Raw genomic sequence first — 15181 nt, 5'->3', positions numbered from 1 at the left:
TTTTTAATCCATTATAATTTTATATTACGAGTAGCAGAAGGAAGGCGTACTTTTATGCCGTCTAATTCTTCGGTTAAAATAATTTGGCATCCCAATCTAGAAGTATCGGTAAGACCGAAGGCTAAGTCAAGCATATCTTCCTCTGCTTCCGTAGGTTTTTTAAATTTGTTGTAAAATTCTTCTTCTAAAATAACGTGACAAGTAGCACAAGCAAGAGATCCTTCACAAGCCCCCTCAAGGTCTAGATCGTTACTATGGGCAATTTCTAAAATGGAAAGCCCTATAGGTGCTTCTACAGTTTTTTCTTCTCCATCATTTATAATAAATGTTACTTTTATTTTTCCTGACATTCTTCTTATTTTTCCTTATCTAAATTAGTTCGATTATATATAAAATTTTATATATAACTGAGGCTATTTAATTTGATTGATATTTTTGCTTTTTAGCAAATCATTAATTATTATATTAAGCTTTGTATTCATAGATTTTTTTATTTTTGATTTAAATTCTTTAATAGAATTGTTAATTAAGATCCGATCTCTAGCGTGTGCGGCTTCTTTTATATTATCTAATAAAGAATTAATTATAGATATCTCACTTTCCGATAATAAAGCTGTTAATTCTGCTATAGCACGTTCTATGCTAAAGATTAAAGCCTCTGCTTCAATCATTGCTTCTTGTAATAATCTTGTAGTATAATCTATTTTAGCATTTTTATAAGCGTTTTCTAACATAATATCAATCTCCGTTTTATCAATACCGTGATTTGGCTTTACTTCTATAGTATGTGATGTATTGCTGATTTTCTCATAAGCAGAAACGGATAATATACCGTCTGCATCAATAGCAAAAATAACTTCGACTCTAATATTGCCGGCTTTCATAGGAGGAAGCCCCTTTAACTCAAATCGAGCCAAGCTACGGCAATCGGCAGCCATTTCACGTTCACCTTGCAATATATGAAATTGTATACCGGTTTGATTATCGGCATAAGTGGTAAATTCTTTTACTACCGAAATAGGAATCGGAGTATTACGCATAATGATTTTTTCAACTATACCGCCATATAATTCCATACCCAGCGATAAAGGTACTACATCAATCAATAATGAATTTGTATGGGGTGCTATTAAATTTTCTGCTTGTAATGCAGCTCCCCATACGACTGCTTTATCAGGATCGATATCTGATAAAATATCTACAGCATATTCCATAAAGTTTGATACAAGCGAATTTTGCAGGACTTGACTGTGCTCACGTATTTTTATACGCTCCGCAGGCTCGTCTTTAAATTCATCTTGTCTGAACCTTTTGGAAATATGCTGCACTTTAAATGCTTTAGATAATTCGGTTTTTATTAAAGGAGTACGAGTTGCACCGCCAACTAAAATAATGCCTTCTATCTTTGGATTCCCTGCTTGTGCTAAACATTCTTTAGCTATATTGATAGTACGTTCTACTAAAGGTAAAATTAATTGTTCTAATGTTTGCTTATTAATTGATATAATATCATTATTAAAACTATATTTATATGTTAAAGTTTCTTTTGCTTTTTTTGCAAGTTGTAAAGTATCTATAGAATTAGGTAAATCAAATTTATTGCAAAGATATTGTGTAATTACTACATCTATATCGTCGCCACCAAGCATATTATCGCCGTTTGTTGCTATAACTTGAAAAATACCTTCTTGTATATTAAGAATAGATACGTCAAAAGTGCCGCCACCTAGGTCATATACTAAATAACAACCTTTCTGGTTTTTATTTAAGCCGTAAGCATAGGCAGCTGCAGTAGGTTCGGCAATTAGCCTTAATACTTCAAAACCTGCTATTTTAGCCGCAAGCATTACTTCGCCTCTTGCTGCATCGTTAAAATGTGCAGGTACGGTTATAACTGCTTTAGTTATATTAGTCTTTAATTGCTCTTCTGCTTGATTTTTTAAGTGAATAAAAACTTCTGCTGCAATTTCAGAGATTCGCAGTTGTTTATTTGCAAAGTTTAATTTAAGTGCACTACTATTTACATCTAGATAATCTATAACTAACGAAAAAAGTGCCGGAGTATTTAGAATTTCTTTTAATGTTTTGCCAAATAGTCTTTTAATAGAACGCAGCCCTTTATTATTACCTATTATAAAATTTTCGTTTGTAAAATCTATAGTAGTTGGGATTAGTTCCTCATCATCTCTAGATTTAATAACTTTAACTTTTCTATTAGTTGCAATAGCTATTAATGAGTTAGTAGTGCCAAAATCGATACCGACTGCTATTTGCCGTTCTTGCTTAAAATCAGCTTGCTCCGGTTCTGTAATTTCTATTATTTGCATGATTTTATTTTTGCTTGCAGTTTATGCAGCAATGTCCCAATATATTTAAGCTTGCTAGTTTTTATAGTTGCGTCTGATAGATTTTGTTCTTCAAAAGCTTGTTTTAAAGAATCAATCTCAAGCTTTTTCATTAATTCATATTTGTCTTTTATTTTTTCTAAATCACTAAATAAGATTGTATTTTCGATTATGTCCATTTCATCCCAGAATATGCTTAATTCTAGAGGCGAAAGTAAACTACGTGTCTTTTCGTCATTCAAATTTATATTTTGCAAAAGCAGCATATATTCAGCGCGCTTTAAGGCATCTTTAAGAGTAGAGTAAGCATTATTTAATTCAGCCGCAATAATTAGATTTTGTTCCTTTTCCTGCAAAGTTTTTGCTTTATCGGGATGATACTTTACCTGCATAGTAAAATATTGCTTTTCTAATATCTTTAAATCAATATTATAATCTTGCGGAAGTCCTAATAATTGAAAATAATTTTGCACTTTAAAATTTTATATTATTTTAGGTTTTGTTGCATGAATTGATTTTTATCATCATTGCGAGGAAAAACTATAAGTTTTGACGAAGCAATCCCAGGAGTTTATTATTTCATGAGATTGCCACGCAGCCTACGACTGCTCGCAATGACGACTCAGCGTTCATACAACAAAGACTATGATATTATATACATTAAAAATTAAAAAAATACAATTATGGAAGTAGATCTATTACATTTTGAAAAAAAATATCTTAACTATATTGTCGCAGGTATAGATGAAGCAGGCAGAGGACCGCTAGCAGGTCCGGTAGTAGCAAGTGCCGTTATAATAGATAACACTAATATTATATCGGGCATTAAAGATTCTAAAAAGCTTTCCAAAAAGAAAAGAGAATTACTATATGAACAAATAACTAGTAATTATGTTTGGACAACTGCTATTATTTCTCATACTGAAATTGATGAAATTAATATATTAGAAGCAACTAAAAAAGCTTGCTCTATTACTGCGGCAAATCTTAGCCTTAAGCCGGAAATAGTTTTAGTTGATGGTAATATGCAGTTTAATGATGAAAGATTTGTTAGTATAGTTAACGGTGATAATTTATCGTTATCGATTGCTGCAGCTTCCATTATTGCAAAAGTTACTAGGGATCGTTTGATGCTAGATTTAAGCACTGAATTCCCACAATATTTATGGTACAAAAATTCCGGCTACGGTACCAAAGAACATATAGAAGCTATTAATACATATGGCTTATCACCGTATCATAGAAGAAGTTTTAAGTGTTGTTGAGTGAATTGATTTTTATCATCATTGCGAGGAAAAACTATAAGTTTTGACGAAGCAATCCCAGGAGTTTATTATTTCATGAGATTGCCGCGTCGCTTCGCTCCTCGCAATGACGTTTTTGGTATCCACGCAACAATGACGATTATTGGTATTTACAACGCACACCATCAGCTTAACTCCAATGCCGCCTCTTCTAGAGTTTTTAGCTGATCACGAAGTTTTGCGGCTTGTTCAAATTCGAGATTACTTGCGGCTTTAAGCATGTCTTTCTTTAATTTTTCAATATGGGCTTTTAACTTAGCAGGGTTATCAAATAAAGTATGAGCTTGTTTTTTATCAAGCTTACTATCGACTTTCTCAAGTTCTGCTAAAGCATGAATAGCACGGTTGATGGTTTTTGGAATTATGCCGTGTTTTTCATTATATTCCTGCTGAATTTGCCGTCTACGCGAAGTTTCACTCATGGCTTTATCAATAGATTTAGTCATTTTATCGGCATAAAGTATTACTCTGCCCTCACTATTTCTTGCAGCTCTTCCGATTGTTTGTATTAACGATACTTCAGACCGTAAAAATCCCTCTTTATCTGCATCAAGTATAGCAACTAAGCCGCATTCAGGGATATCAAGCCCTTCTCGAAGTAAATTAATACCGACTAAAATATCGATAGTACCTTGTCTTAAATCTCGTAAAATCTCAATACGCTCTAAAGTATGAACGTTAGAATGTAAATAAGAGGTTTTATATTTTAGCTCCTGCAAATAGGCGGTTAAATCTTCTGACATTTTTTTAGTTAAGGTGGTAACTAGAACACGAAAACCTTTAGCTATAGTGGCTTGAATCTCGCTAATTAAATCCTCAACCTGATTGGTGGCCGGCTTTATAATACATTCGGGATCAAGCAGTCCCGTAGGTCTGATAATCAACTCTACTACAGTGCTTCCGGTTTCTTCTAGCTCAAACGGTCCCGGGGTTGCTGATACAAAAACGGTTTGCGGTCTAAATTTTTCCCATTCTTCAAATTTTAAAGGTCTGTTATCAAGAGCAGAAGGCAGACGAAACCCATGCTCTACCAATACTTCTTTCCTTGCCCGGTCGCCGTTGTACATCGCTCTAATTTGCGGTACGGATACGTGGCTTTCATCAACAAATAATAACGCATCTTCCGGCAAGTACTCGAATAATGTCGGTGGCGGCTCACCGGCATTACGACCGGTAAAGAATCTCGAATAATTTTCAACGCATTTACAGCTGCCGGTTTCTGTCAGCATTTCAAGGTCATATTGAGTACGTTGATTTAGCCTTTGCGTTTCAAGCGGTTTATCTTGCGACTTTAAGAACTCTAAGCGTTTTTGTAACTCCTCCTCAATACCTGATATGGCACTATTTACCGTTTCTTGCGGCATCACGAAATGCGAATTACCAAAGACCATAGCTTTATCGAGCTTAGCAAGTTTCTCGCCCGTTAGGGGATCGAATTCGTGTATATATTCGAGTTCATTACCGAAAAACGATAAACGCCAAGCTTTATCGCTATAATGTGAGGGGAAAATATCGATATTGTCACCCTTAACTCTAAAGCAACCACGCTCGAACCCAATATCGTTACGCTCATATTGTAGATTTATCAAATCGTTTAATAGTTTATCACGAGGATAGCTTTTACCAGGCTCTAGATTAACCGTCATCTGATAATATAAATCAGGAGAGCCAAGCCCGTAAATACAGGAAACGGAAGAAACTACTATAACGTCACGACGCTCTAATAATGATCTTGTAGCGGAATGACGCATTAAATCAATCTGCTCGTTAATTGATGAATCCTTTTCTATAAAAGTATCGGTACGTGCTATATAAGCTTCGGGCTGGTAATAATCATAATATGAGACAAAATACTCAACGGCGTTCTTTGGAAAAATCGACTTCATTTCTGAATAAATTTGAGCAGCTAAAGTTTTATTATGTGCCATTATCAGAGTAGGGCGATTAGTTCTCTCTATAATATTCGCCATAGTAAAAGTCTTACCTGACCCTGTAATACCAAGCAACATTTGTGAGCGTTTTTTACTGTTTAACCCTGCTATAATTTCATCTATTGCTTTTGGTTGATCACCTGCCGGTTTATATTCTGAGATAATAGAAAAATTATTCATGTATTTTTACTTGCTTTAAAAACTATAGTTTAAGATAATATATTAAAATCTAACAAAAAAATATTATATTATGAATAAAGCTATATTACACACAATTATTATTTATACTCTCGCTAGTTGTCCTTATTGTATAAAAGCTAAAGCATTGCTTGATGAGAAAAATGTTGTTTATGAGGAAATTGAAGTAAGTAATTTTACTCAGGAAGAGAAAGAAAAATTTATTAAGAAATCCGGTGGAAAAAAGACCGTCCCGCAGATATTTATAGATAATATACATGTTGGAGGTTGTGATGCTCTGTTTGATCTTGAAAAAGAGGGAAGGCTAGATAAGTTGTTAGAAAATCAGCCGAAGAAGAAGATGACTATGCCTGCAGCCGAGGCGTAACTAATAAAAACGTCATTGCGAGGAAATTACGAAGTAATTGACGAAGCAATCTCGGGCAAAATTCCTGAGATTGCCACGCAGCCTATGGCTGCTCGCAATGACGCCGAAAACTATAAAAAATCCTCCAATGTCCAACAACAATCATAAAAATTCATTCTATTTACTTCTGCCTTATTTATGGTCGAAGAATTTTGATATACGTCTGCGTATTGTTACGTCTCTTATTTGTCTAGTCATAGCCAAAGTAATAAATATTTTCATTCCGATTGTTTATAAATATATAATAGATGGGCTAAATAAAAATTTGGCTCTTTCGGTTATTATAGGGATTATTGTTGCATATGGCGGAACTAAAATATTGCTACAAATATTTAGTGAGCTGCGAAATATTATTTTCTCAAAAGTAGGACATCAGGCAACACGCTTAGTTGCTCTGAACGTCTTTAAGCACATGCATAATTTAAGTATGCGTTTTCATATTACTAGAAAAACAGGAGGTTTAAGTAGGTCAATAGAGCGTGGTACTACAGGTATTGAAGCAATATTACGTTATTCATTATTTAATATTTTTCCGACAAGCCTAGAGATAATCCTTGTAAGTGGAATGTTATGGTATGTTTACGGTATTTGGTTTGCCGTAACTATTTTAATAACGATGATAGTTTATGTGGTTTATACGTTCAAGATCAGCACTTGGCGAATTTCGTTCGTAAGAGAAGTAAATAAAAGTGATAACACCGCTAATAATATTGCAATAGATAGTTTACTAAATTTTGAGACTGTTAAATATTTCGGTAATGAAGAATATGAGGCAGTAAGGTTTAATGAGGCCTTACAAAATTATGAAGAATCTTCTACTAAAATCACTAACAGCCTATCGATTTTAAATATCGGGCAAGATGTTATAATATCCTTAGGTCTTGTTTCTTTAATGATACTTTCGGCACATGCTATTAACCAAAATAAAATGACCGTCGGTGATTTAATAATGGTTAATACTTACTTGTTTCAGCTATCAATTCCGCTTTCAATACTTGGTTTTGCTTATAGAGAAATTAAAAACGCTCTAGTTAGTATGGAAGATATGTTTAAGCTGCTTGATATACCGGCAGAAGTACAGGATACGCTAGATGCTAAGGAGCTAATCATCTCAAAAGGTGCGGTTAGTTTCGATAATGTTAGCTTTGCTTATAATCAGGAACGTCCGATTTTGCATAATATAAGTTTTACGATTAAGAGCGGTAAAACTTTAGCAGTAGTGGGTAGTAGTGGAGCGGGGAAATCAACAATATCACGCTTGTTGTTTAGATTTTACGATATCAATAGCGGTAGCATTACTATAGATAATCAAGATATACAAGAAGTCACGCAGGTCTCACTTCGTAGGTCTATCGGGATTGTTCCGCAAGATACGGTGTTGTTTAATGATACGATATATTACAACATCGCATACGGCAATAATGCAGCTAGTTACGATGAAGTTATAGCAGCCTCAAAAAATGCTCATATTCATGAGTTTATTAGCGCGCTACCCGAAGGTTACGAGACACAGGTAGGCGAGAGAGGCTTGAAGCTTTCGGGCGGTGAAAAACAGCGTATTGCAATAGCAAGAACTATCCTAAAAAATCCTGCAATATATGTTTTTGATGAAGCCACTAGCTCGCTTGATACTAAAACCGAAAAGCTAATTCAAGCAAGCCTTAAAGAAATATCACAGTATCATACTACTCTTATCATTGCCCATAGACTATCAACTATTATCGATGCAGACGAGATTATTGTTTTAGATAATGGCTATATAGTAGAACGAGGCAACCATAAAACCTTGCTACAGCACAAAGGCTACTATGCGGAACTTTGGTATAAACAGCAGGAGGAGAAAAGTAAATAAAGTACTAATTTATTAATATCCTCTTTACTTAATTTATAATTTTGTGTATTATGGTTTTTTAACAAAAAATAAGGTAGAAATTATGACAAAAAATACAACACTATATAATAGTGCTAGCATAGAGAATCTAGGAGCAAGGGATAGTTCGATATCAGGTAAGTGATACACTCAAATTTGGAAATTTTTCTAATATAAATTATAATAGCTTAGGTAATGGAGCAATAGTTTCTTCGGCGAATGGACATCATGCTACTATAAATACAAGGCTTACTAAAGATATTATATCTAAACCGTGTTGTCCTAAAAATGATTTTAATTATTATTATGATAATAATGATAACGGAGGGGAAGGCTTCGAGATATTAATAGGTAATTCTGAGTCTATAGAGGTTTGTTAATATAGTTAATTTCTTATGTAGTAACACCAAATTAATATATTTACTTTTTATCAATTAATAGTATTATTTTTTACAATTAAACTAAAATAGGAAATGTATTATGATTTATCAAGACGATACTATTTCTGGTCGTGCCTCCGTATTGCAGTTTAGAGTAAATAGTCTATAATCCTCAAACAGTAATAAGAGAGAATTATAGTTAAGGAGTTATGGCAAAAATAGATGTTAAGTGTAGATATTGTAACAACACAGAAGAAGTAATAAAGTCAGGATATTCAATTTCAAAACAACAGAGATATCAATGCAAGCGGTGTAATCGATATTTTTAATTGGAGTATATTAATAATGCATCTAAGCCTGGAGTTAAGGAGCAAATAGTAGAAATGTCAATCAACGGCTCTGGAGTTAGAGATACAGTAAGAGTATTAAAAGTGGGTATCAATACAGTTATCCGTGTTTTAAAAAAATCTAGTATTAAAAAACAATAAATCATTCTATCAGTACAACAGAAGTAATTATTGCTCCTGAGATAGATGAACAATGGTCTTATGTACAGAATAAATCCATACAACGATGGCTTTGGTATGCCTTGGATAAGATTTCGTTAAAAGTAGTTGCTTATACGTTTGGTACAAGATGTGATAGCACATTAGAATCATTACTGAAAAAACTAGAGAATTTCAAGGTGACTTTTTACTATACAGATGGATGGGGGAGTTATGCTAGGTTATTAGACCCTAAAAAGTATATTATCAGTAAAAAATACACTCAACGGATAGAACGAAGTAACTTGAACCTTAGAACGAGATGCAAGAGGCTTGCACGTAAGACAATCTGCTTTTCCAAGTCATTGGATATTCATGATAAGGTTATTGGTACTCTTATTGAACGTATAGCTTTTTAATAGGCATAACTGCAATATGGAGGCATGACCTGTTTTTTTGGGGGGGTGCCAAGTCACAAGATGAATTAAAGAATAAAAGCAAGGTAGAGAAAGAACATTTAGCTTACAGAGATAAAGTAATAAAAGGAATTAGAGAATATAAAAATTTTGATGAAGGTTTAAAAGCATGGAAAATTAGGTCATGCCTCCATATTGCAGTTATGCCTATTAAAAAGCTATACGTTCAATAAGAGTACCAATAACCTTATCATGAATATCCAATGACTTGGAAAAGCAGATTGTCTTACGTGCAAGCCTCTTGCATCTCGTTCTAAGGTTCAAGTTACTTCGTTCTATCCGTTGAGTGTATTTTTTACTGATAATATACTTTTTAGGGTCTAATAACCTAGCATAACTCCCCCATCCATCTGTATAGTAAAAAGTCACCTTGAAATTCTCTAGTTTTTTCAGTAATGATTCTAATGTGCTATCACATCTTGTACCAAACGTATAAGCAACTACTTTTAACGAAATCTTATCCAAAGCATACCAAAGCCATCGTTGTCTGGATTTATTCTGTACATAAGACCATTGTTCATCTATCTCAGGAGCAATAATTACTTCTGTTGTACTGATAGAATGATTTATTGTTTTTTAATACTAGATTTTTTTAAAACACGGATAACTGTATTGATACCCACTTTTAATACTCTTACTGTATCTCTAACTCCAGAGCCGTTGATTGACATTTCTACTATTTGCTCCTTAACTCCAGGCTTAGATGCATTATTAATATACTCCAATTGAAAATATCGATTACACCGCTTGCATTGATATCTCTGTTGTTTTGAAATTGAATATCCTGACTTTATTACTTCTTCTGTGTTGTTACAATATCTACACTTAACATCTATTTTTGCCATAACTCCTTAACTATAATTCTCTCTTATTACTGTTTGAGGATTATAGACTATTTACTCTAAACTGCAATACGGAGGTACGACCACCATTATTATCACGCATTTATAAAAATTTAAGCCGTGAATCCTAAAATTACTGTACTAAAGAAATTTTTGATGTTAAACTAAATGATTATGTTAATTATTTTTAGATTTGGGGATAAATTATGATGAACTGTGATTTAAGTACTAATTATACATATTATATGTTAGAGGGGCTTAGAGCGCAAATTGCTCCAATACATTTAGGTATAAAAATCCTGAAAGAGGCGTATGAACATGAGTCTCTAGAGGATAATGGGTTTGCAAGAATTATGCATTCTTATTTAACGCTTTGTGAACGCATGACTAGAAAATATGAAAAACCCGAATTTAATATTCTTGAAACAATTATTGATGATAAAACCTATAACATTAATGAAAAAGTTATACTAAAAAAGTCTTTTTGTGAACTAAGGCATTTTCAGAAAATAGGTTTTAAAAAAGAATTACCTAAATTATTAATAGTAGCACCTATGGCAGGGCATCACGCTACTTTACTTAGATCAACCGTACAAGAATTATTACCATATACTGATATTTATATTACAGATTGGACGGAAGCAAGTTTCGTGCCGCTTGAAGCAGGGCGTTTTGATATGGATGATTATATTGATTACGTAATGGAGTTTATCAATTTTATAGGACCTAATGTTCACGCTATGGCAGTTTGCCAACCTACTGTTCCACTGCTTGCCGCCATTAGCTTAATGTCGGAGAGTAATAGCCCGAATGTGCCGAGTTCGATGATTTTGATGGGCGGACCTATTGATGCTAGAAAAAACCCTACAGCAGTTAATGAATTTGCTCAAAGTAAAAGTTTAGAATGGTTCTGCAAAATGGTTACAATGCAGGTGCCGCCAAACTATCCAGGTCATGGAAGAAAAGTATATCCCGGCTTCCTCCAACTTGCCGGTTTTATGAGTTTAAACTTATTCCGTCATATAGATTCACATTTAGAATTATGGCAAAGTTTATTAAATTCTGATTATAACAAAGCCGATCATACTATTAAATTTTATGATGAGTATTTAGCGGGTATGGATATGTCGGCAGAGTTTTACTTACAAACTATAGATGAAGTATTCCAACAATTTTCGTTAGCAAGAGGTAAATTAGTTTCTGAGAAGCGTCCGATTGATTTAAAACATATTACTAAATGTGCTTTACTTGGTATTGAAGGAGAATTAGATGATATTGCAGCGGTAGGGCAAACAAAAGCTGCTTTAAAACTTTGTTCAAATATACCTGAATCAATGAAAAGATACCATTTACAAAAAGGGGCAGGGCATTACGGTATATTTAGCGGAAGTAAATTTAAACAGTTTATAGTACCCATTATCAAAGATTTTATCTATGATTTTGATAAAACTAATTTCAAGCAATCTAAACTTAAGGCAGTATAAAAATAGTTATTGCGAGGAAATTACGTAAGTAATTGATAAAGCAAGGGTAACCCTCCCATTTTTAATCGCAATAGAGAGTAGAAAGTTAAGTTGCGAGAGCTAATTTTTGTATTGGTGTTATACCGCCAATAGCCATATTAGGTGTAGAAGTCAAGATTTAATCTTACAGACATTATAAAAATTATATCTGAATGTCTGATAAGTTATGACTGTCAGATGAGTATTCAAGATATAAGATTTCGTTATTCTTTTCAACAGCTAACTTTTTACTATCCATAAAAGTCTGCATAGGTGTTTTTCCATAGCAATATTTACCGGAATGCGGTCTTTCATTATTATAATATTCTAGCCAAATATCAAGATCTAGTTGTAGATCATCAAGATCAGTATAGATCTTTTTACGCATAGCAGTATCAAAGAATTCTTGTTTCATAGTTTTATTAAAACGTTCACACATACCATTTGTTTGAGGAGAATATGCTTTAGTAGTAGTATGCTCAATACCCTCAATGCTTAAGAACAATTCAAAAGCATGATGTTCTATATTACCTTTATACCCACCACCTCTATCAGTTAAAATACGAAGTACTGGTATTTGCTGACTCTCATACCATGGTAACACTCTATCATTAAGCATGTCAGCAGCGGTAAGTGCTGTTTTATCAGTATATAGTTTAGCCTCTGCAACCCGAGTGTAACTATCAATAAACACTTGAGAATATACCTTGCCTATGCCTTTAAAATTACCTACATAATATGTGTCTTGGCATCCTAGATAACCTGGATGCTGTGTATCAATCTCACCATGAGCTTCTTTCTCGCTACGCCGTTTCTCTAATACTTGTAACTGAGCTTCGGTAAGAACAATACCATCCTGAGCCATTTTGGCTTCTAATGCTTTAAGTCTTTTATTGATATTATTTAAATCATTACGTAGCCAAATAGATCTAACTCCTCCAGGTGATACAAGAATACCAGTCTTTTTAAGCTCATTTGATACTCGCAGCTGACCATAAGCGGGGTATTCTATTGCCATATCTAATACTGCTCTCTCTACGGCAGGATCAACTCTATTCGCTATAATTGGCTTCTTCCGACTAATCTCATATAATGCTTCTTCTCCTCCTGTTTCATATAACTCTTTAAACCTATAATAACTGTCTCTACTGTAACCCATAGCTTTACATGCTGACGATATACTACCAAGACTCCTAGCTAATTCTAGTAATCCTATTTTTGGCTTTATTATTTTTTGATTTAGATTCATCTCTAATCCTCCATTTAATATTATCTTAATTTTACTAAATGTAAGATTAAATCTCAACTATTACAAACCAAATAAATACTGATTTAACCAATCATATCTTACAGTTCTATTATATCTTTCAATATATGCATTTTGCTGAGGCATGCCTGGCTGAATGAATAATAACTTGATATTCTTTTCTTTTGCCCACTTGCTCAATAATTTACTGATATATTCAGGTCCATTATCACAACGTATAGATTTTGGCTTACCTCGCCATTCTATAATTTGATCTAGTGACCTGATAACTCTTCCTGCTGACAATAAAAAATCAGTCTCAGTACCAAGGCTCTCTCTATTAAAGTCATCAATCACATTAAATAAACGATATTTCCTACCATTCTCTAAACTATCGTGCATAAAATCCATGGACCAGCAATCATTTATTGTTTTAGACACTATAAGCTTTTTAGGCTTTGCTCTAAGTAATCTCTTCTTAGGCTTTATTCTCATATTAAGGGCTAGCTCCTTATATATCCTGTATACACGTTTATGATTCCAACCAAAACCTTTGATATTACGTAAATATAAAAAGCAGAGGCCAAGGCCTCAGTTCTTTTGATCACCTACTAAACGCATTAGCTGGCCTGCTATAATATCATCCTCAGATGATAGCTTCCTTTTATATCTATAGCATGTTTCGCTGACACCAAAGATCTTGCATGCACTCCTTATAGAAATATCTTTTTCTCCAGATATTATTTTAGCCATCTCCCGCCTTTGAGATGGCTTCCTAACTTTTTTTCAAGTACTTCCTTTAATATATCAGCTCTTAGCCTTTCCTCAGCATACATCTTTTTAAGCCGTGCATTTTCCAATTCTAACTCCTTTAATTTAGTAATCATCGGTAAAGCCATACCACCATACTTTGATCTCCATTTATAAAATGTCGCTGATGGTATTTTGTGCTCTCTCAGTATAGACGCTACAGGCATCCCACCGCTCGCTTGCTTTAAGATAGACATGATTTGGCTATCACTGTGCTTTGATATTGTCATTTATAGAATCTCCTCCTTTGTTTCTAGAAAATTCTACTCCTTTTGTCGATTGTTTTTGGGGGGGTTGCCCAAGAAAGAAAAAAATTCTGATTTACAGAATTTTTTTTGTTATTTTTTTTGGATTGCCACGCTCCTTGCAGTCGCAGTCTTGTTGCATGGCTCGCTGATGTCATGCCCGCGTATGTGGGAATCCAGAAAAAAAGTATAAATACAGCAAGTTTTTGAAATTAAAAGCTCGATTTATCTCGCTTTATGCTGGATTCCCGCCTACGCGGGAATGACATCGAGTGGGTGTTGCGAGCCATACAACAACGCCGCAGTCGTTCGTAATGACGGGGTGGTATCCACGCAACAATGTCTTGCTGGAACGATATAGTAGCCATGTAACAAGACCATAATTAAAGGAGAATTGTGGTAATTTAATATTCAATTTTTATTAGTCTTTTGAATTTCTTGTTGTTGCTGTTGTTTGTATTCTTCCGCTTTTTCTTCTATGTAATTAAAAAAGAAATAAGTAAAAGTTAAAAAACCGGTCAAAATAATACCAAATGTTATTAATATTGCTTTAAGTTGCTTTCGCGAATCTTCTGCTTTTAATCTTTTCTCTTCTTCATCTATCTCTTCATCATTTTTGAATTCAGATATTATTATTTGTTCTTCTGTAGTATTTTCCATGTTGTAACTCAACTAAAATGAACTTCTTTATTACTAAGTTGTTCCTATAACTTACAGATTTTTGAAGTTTATAAGATTAGCTATATTTATAGTAAAAGAAATTGAATTATGTTCAATAGACCTCTTCGGAAACTCTACTTCTAGGGGTAATTTGTACGTCAATCCAGTACTCGAATCCTCACATACGCTTTTGTACGCTGTGGTGGCAAGCACTTCCGTGTCTCGTTCAAATTCCGCCCTAAACCCTTGTTTCCGAAGAGATCTAATTTACCCATTATCTTTTAATTTTTTAAAAACATACCTCATATCGTAAATGGGTTAGCTATTTGTCGGTATTCGCTATATTCTTAAAAAAATAAAATATTTCTTATAAATTGGATATAATTCAACATCTATTACTATAATGATGAGGTTTAAGCCTCGTAAAAATAGGATATATAAGCAATAATACTATGTCAATAGTCGTGAATATTAGTAGTAA

General features: G+C 33.7%; 11 protein-coding genes and 3 pseudogenes. 5 read left to right on the top strand and 9 right to left on the bottom strand.

Annotated elements, in window-relative coordinates; genetic code table 11:
- Positions 1-11: 11 nt before the first annotated feature.
- The 3 genes from AC0ODJ_RS08390 to hscB all read right to left on the bottom strand — a co-directional run bounded on the left by AC0ODJ_RS08390 (position 12) and on the right by hscB (position 2818).
- Positions 12-350: a ferredoxin family 2Fe-2S iron-sulfur cluster binding protein gene (locus AC0ODJ_RS08390; protein ID WP_218460157.1), complete on the bottom strand. Its 339-nt coding sequence runs from the start codon at positions 348-350 to the stop codon at positions 12-14.
- A 63-nt stretch (positions 351-413) separates the two neighbouring features.
- Complete coding sequence (hscA, locus tag AC0ODJ_RS08385) at positions 414-2327, bottom strand: Fe-S protein assembly chaperone HscA (protein WP_218460159.1); 1914 nt, start codon at positions 2325-2327, stop codon at positions 414-416.
- A complete protein-coding gene (hscB, locus tag AC0ODJ_RS08380; RefSeq protein WP_218460160.1) occupies positions 2318-2818 on the bottom strand; it encodes a Fe-S protein assembly co-chaperone HscB in 501 nt (166 codons plus the stop codon). The genes hscA and hscB overlap by 10 nt, the downstream gene beginning before the upstream one ends.
- A gap of 210 nt (positions 2819-3028) precedes the next feature.
- On the opposite strand from hscB, the gene AC0ODJ_RS08375 reads away from it, so the two are divergent.
- Positions 3029-3610, top strand: coding sequence for a ribonuclease HII (locus AC0ODJ_RS08375; protein ID WP_218460161.1), 582 nt, complete (start codon positions 3029-3031; stop codon positions 3608-3610).
- A 164-nt stretch (positions 3611-3774) separates the two neighbouring features.
- On the opposite strand, the gene uvrB is transcribed toward AC0ODJ_RS08375, so the two are convergent.
- Positions 3775-5760 carry an excinuclease ABC subunit UvrB gene (uvrB, locus tag AC0ODJ_RS08370; protein WP_474465967.1) on the bottom strand — a complete coding sequence of 662 codons (1986 nt, stop codon included), beginning with the start codon at positions 5758-5760 and terminating at the stop codon, positions 3775-3777.
- Positions 5761-5830: 70 nt separating this feature from the next.
- Here uvrB and grxC point away from each other — a divergent pair, with 70 nt between their 5' ends.
- The 3 genes and pseudogenes from grxC to AC0ODJ_RS08355 all read left to right on the top strand — a co-directional run bounded on the left by grxC (position 5831) and on the right by AC0ODJ_RS08355 (position 9338).
- Complete coding sequence (grxC, locus tag AC0ODJ_RS08365; RefSeq protein ID WP_218460163.1) at positions 5831-6145, top strand: glutaredoxin 3; 315 nt, start codon at positions 5831-5833, stop codon at positions 6143-6145.
- Positions 6146-6272: 127 nt separating this feature from the next.
- Positions 6273-8036 carry an ABCB family ABC transporter ATP-binding protein/permease gene (locus AC0ODJ_RS08360; RefSeq protein ID WP_474466022.1) on the top strand — a complete coding sequence of 588 codons (1764 nt, stop codon included), beginning with the start codon at positions 6273-6275 and terminating at the stop codon, positions 8034-8036.
- 607 nt (positions 8037-8643) lie between these two features.
- A pseudogene (locus AC0ODJ_RS08355) lies at positions 8644-9338 on the top strand (IS1 family transposase).
- A gap of 207 nt (positions 9339-9545) precedes the next feature.
- Here the strand turns inward: AC0ODJ_RS08355 and AC0ODJ_RS08350 are convergent.
- A protein-coding gene (locus tag AC0ODJ_RS08350) for an IS1 family transposase (RefSeq protein ID WP_474465112.1) occupies positions 9546-10240 on the bottom strand; the annotation gives its coding sequence in 2 pieces (ribosomal slippage) (positions 9546-9967 and positions 9967-10240; 696 coding nt in all).
- A 203-nt stretch (positions 10241-10443) separates the two neighbouring features.
- Here AC0ODJ_RS08350 and AC0ODJ_RS08345 point away from each other — a divergent pair.
- Positions 10444-11721, top strand: a complete 1278-nt coding sequence (locus AC0ODJ_RS08345; protein WP_218460756.1) for a polyhydroxyalkanoate depolymerase — start codon at positions 10444-10446, stop codon at positions 11719-11721.
- 181 nt (positions 11722-11902) lie between these two features.
- On the opposite strand, the gene AC0ODJ_RS08340 is transcribed toward AC0ODJ_RS08345, so the two are convergent.
- The 4 genes and pseudogenes from AC0ODJ_RS08340 to AC0ODJ_RS08325 form a co-directional block, all read right to left on the bottom strand.
- A complete protein-coding gene (locus AC0ODJ_RS08340; RefSeq protein WP_474465677.1) occupies positions 11903-12988 on the bottom strand; it encodes an IS481 family transposase in 1086 nt (361 codons plus the stop codon).
- 69 nt (positions 12989-13057) lie between these two features.
- A pseudogene (locus AC0ODJ_RS08335) lies at positions 13058-14025 on the bottom strand (IS3 family transposase); the annotation flags it as partial.
- 426 nt (positions 14026-14451) lie between these two features.
- Positions 14452-14700, bottom strand: coding sequence for an RP671a family tick cell line-upregulated protein (locus AC0ODJ_RS08330; RefSeq protein WP_218460496.1), 249 nt, complete (start codon positions 14698-14700; stop codon positions 14452-14454).
- Between the two features lie 117 nt (positions 14701-14817).
- Positions 14818-14967: pseudogene (locus AC0ODJ_RS08325) on the bottom strand (palindromic element RPE1 domain-containing protein); the annotation flags it as partial.
- Between the last annotated feature and the right edge of the window lie 214 nt (positions 14968-15181).

This window comes from Rickettsia senegalensis, assembly GCF_056135685.1.
This window is presented reverse-complemented; position numbering and strand designations above follow the sequence as displayed.

Excerpts from the sequence above, each read along its gene's own strand:
- AC0ODJ_RS08390 (WP_218460157.1), bottom strand. The coding sequence starts at position 350 with ATGTCAGGAAAAATAAAAGTAACATTTATTATAAATGATGGAGAAGAA.
- hscA (WP_218460159.1), bottom strand. The coding sequence starts at position 2,327 with ATGCAAATAATAGAAATTACAGAACCGGAGCAAGCTGATTTTAAGCAA.
- AC0ODJ_RS08375 (WP_218460161.1), top strand. The coding sequence starts at position 3,029 with ATGGAAGTAGATCTATTACATTTTGAAAAAAAATATCTTAACTATATT.
- uvrB (WP_474465967.1), bottom strand. The coding sequence starts at position 5,760 with ATGAATAATTTTTCTATTATCTCAGAATATAAACCGGCAGGTGATCAA.
- grxC (WP_218460163.1), top strand. The coding sequence starts at position 5,831 with ATGAATAAAGCTATATTACACACAATTATTATTTATACTCTCGCTAGT.
- AC0ODJ_RS08360 (WP_474466022.1), top strand. The coding sequence starts at position 6,273 with ATGTCCAACAACAATCATAAAAATTCATTCTATTTACTTCTGCCTTAT.
- AC0ODJ_RS08345 (WP_218460756.1), top strand. The coding sequence starts at position 10,444 with ATGATGAACTGTGATTTAAGTACTAATTATACATATTATATGTTAGAG.
- AC0ODJ_RS08340 (WP_474465677.1), bottom strand. The coding sequence starts at position 12,988 with ATGAATCTAAATCAAAAAATAATAAAGCCAAAAATAGGATTACTAGAA.
- AC0ODJ_RS08330 (WP_218460496.1), bottom strand. The coding sequence starts at position 14,700 with ATGGAAAATACTACAGAAGAACAAATAATAATATCTGAATTCAAAAAT.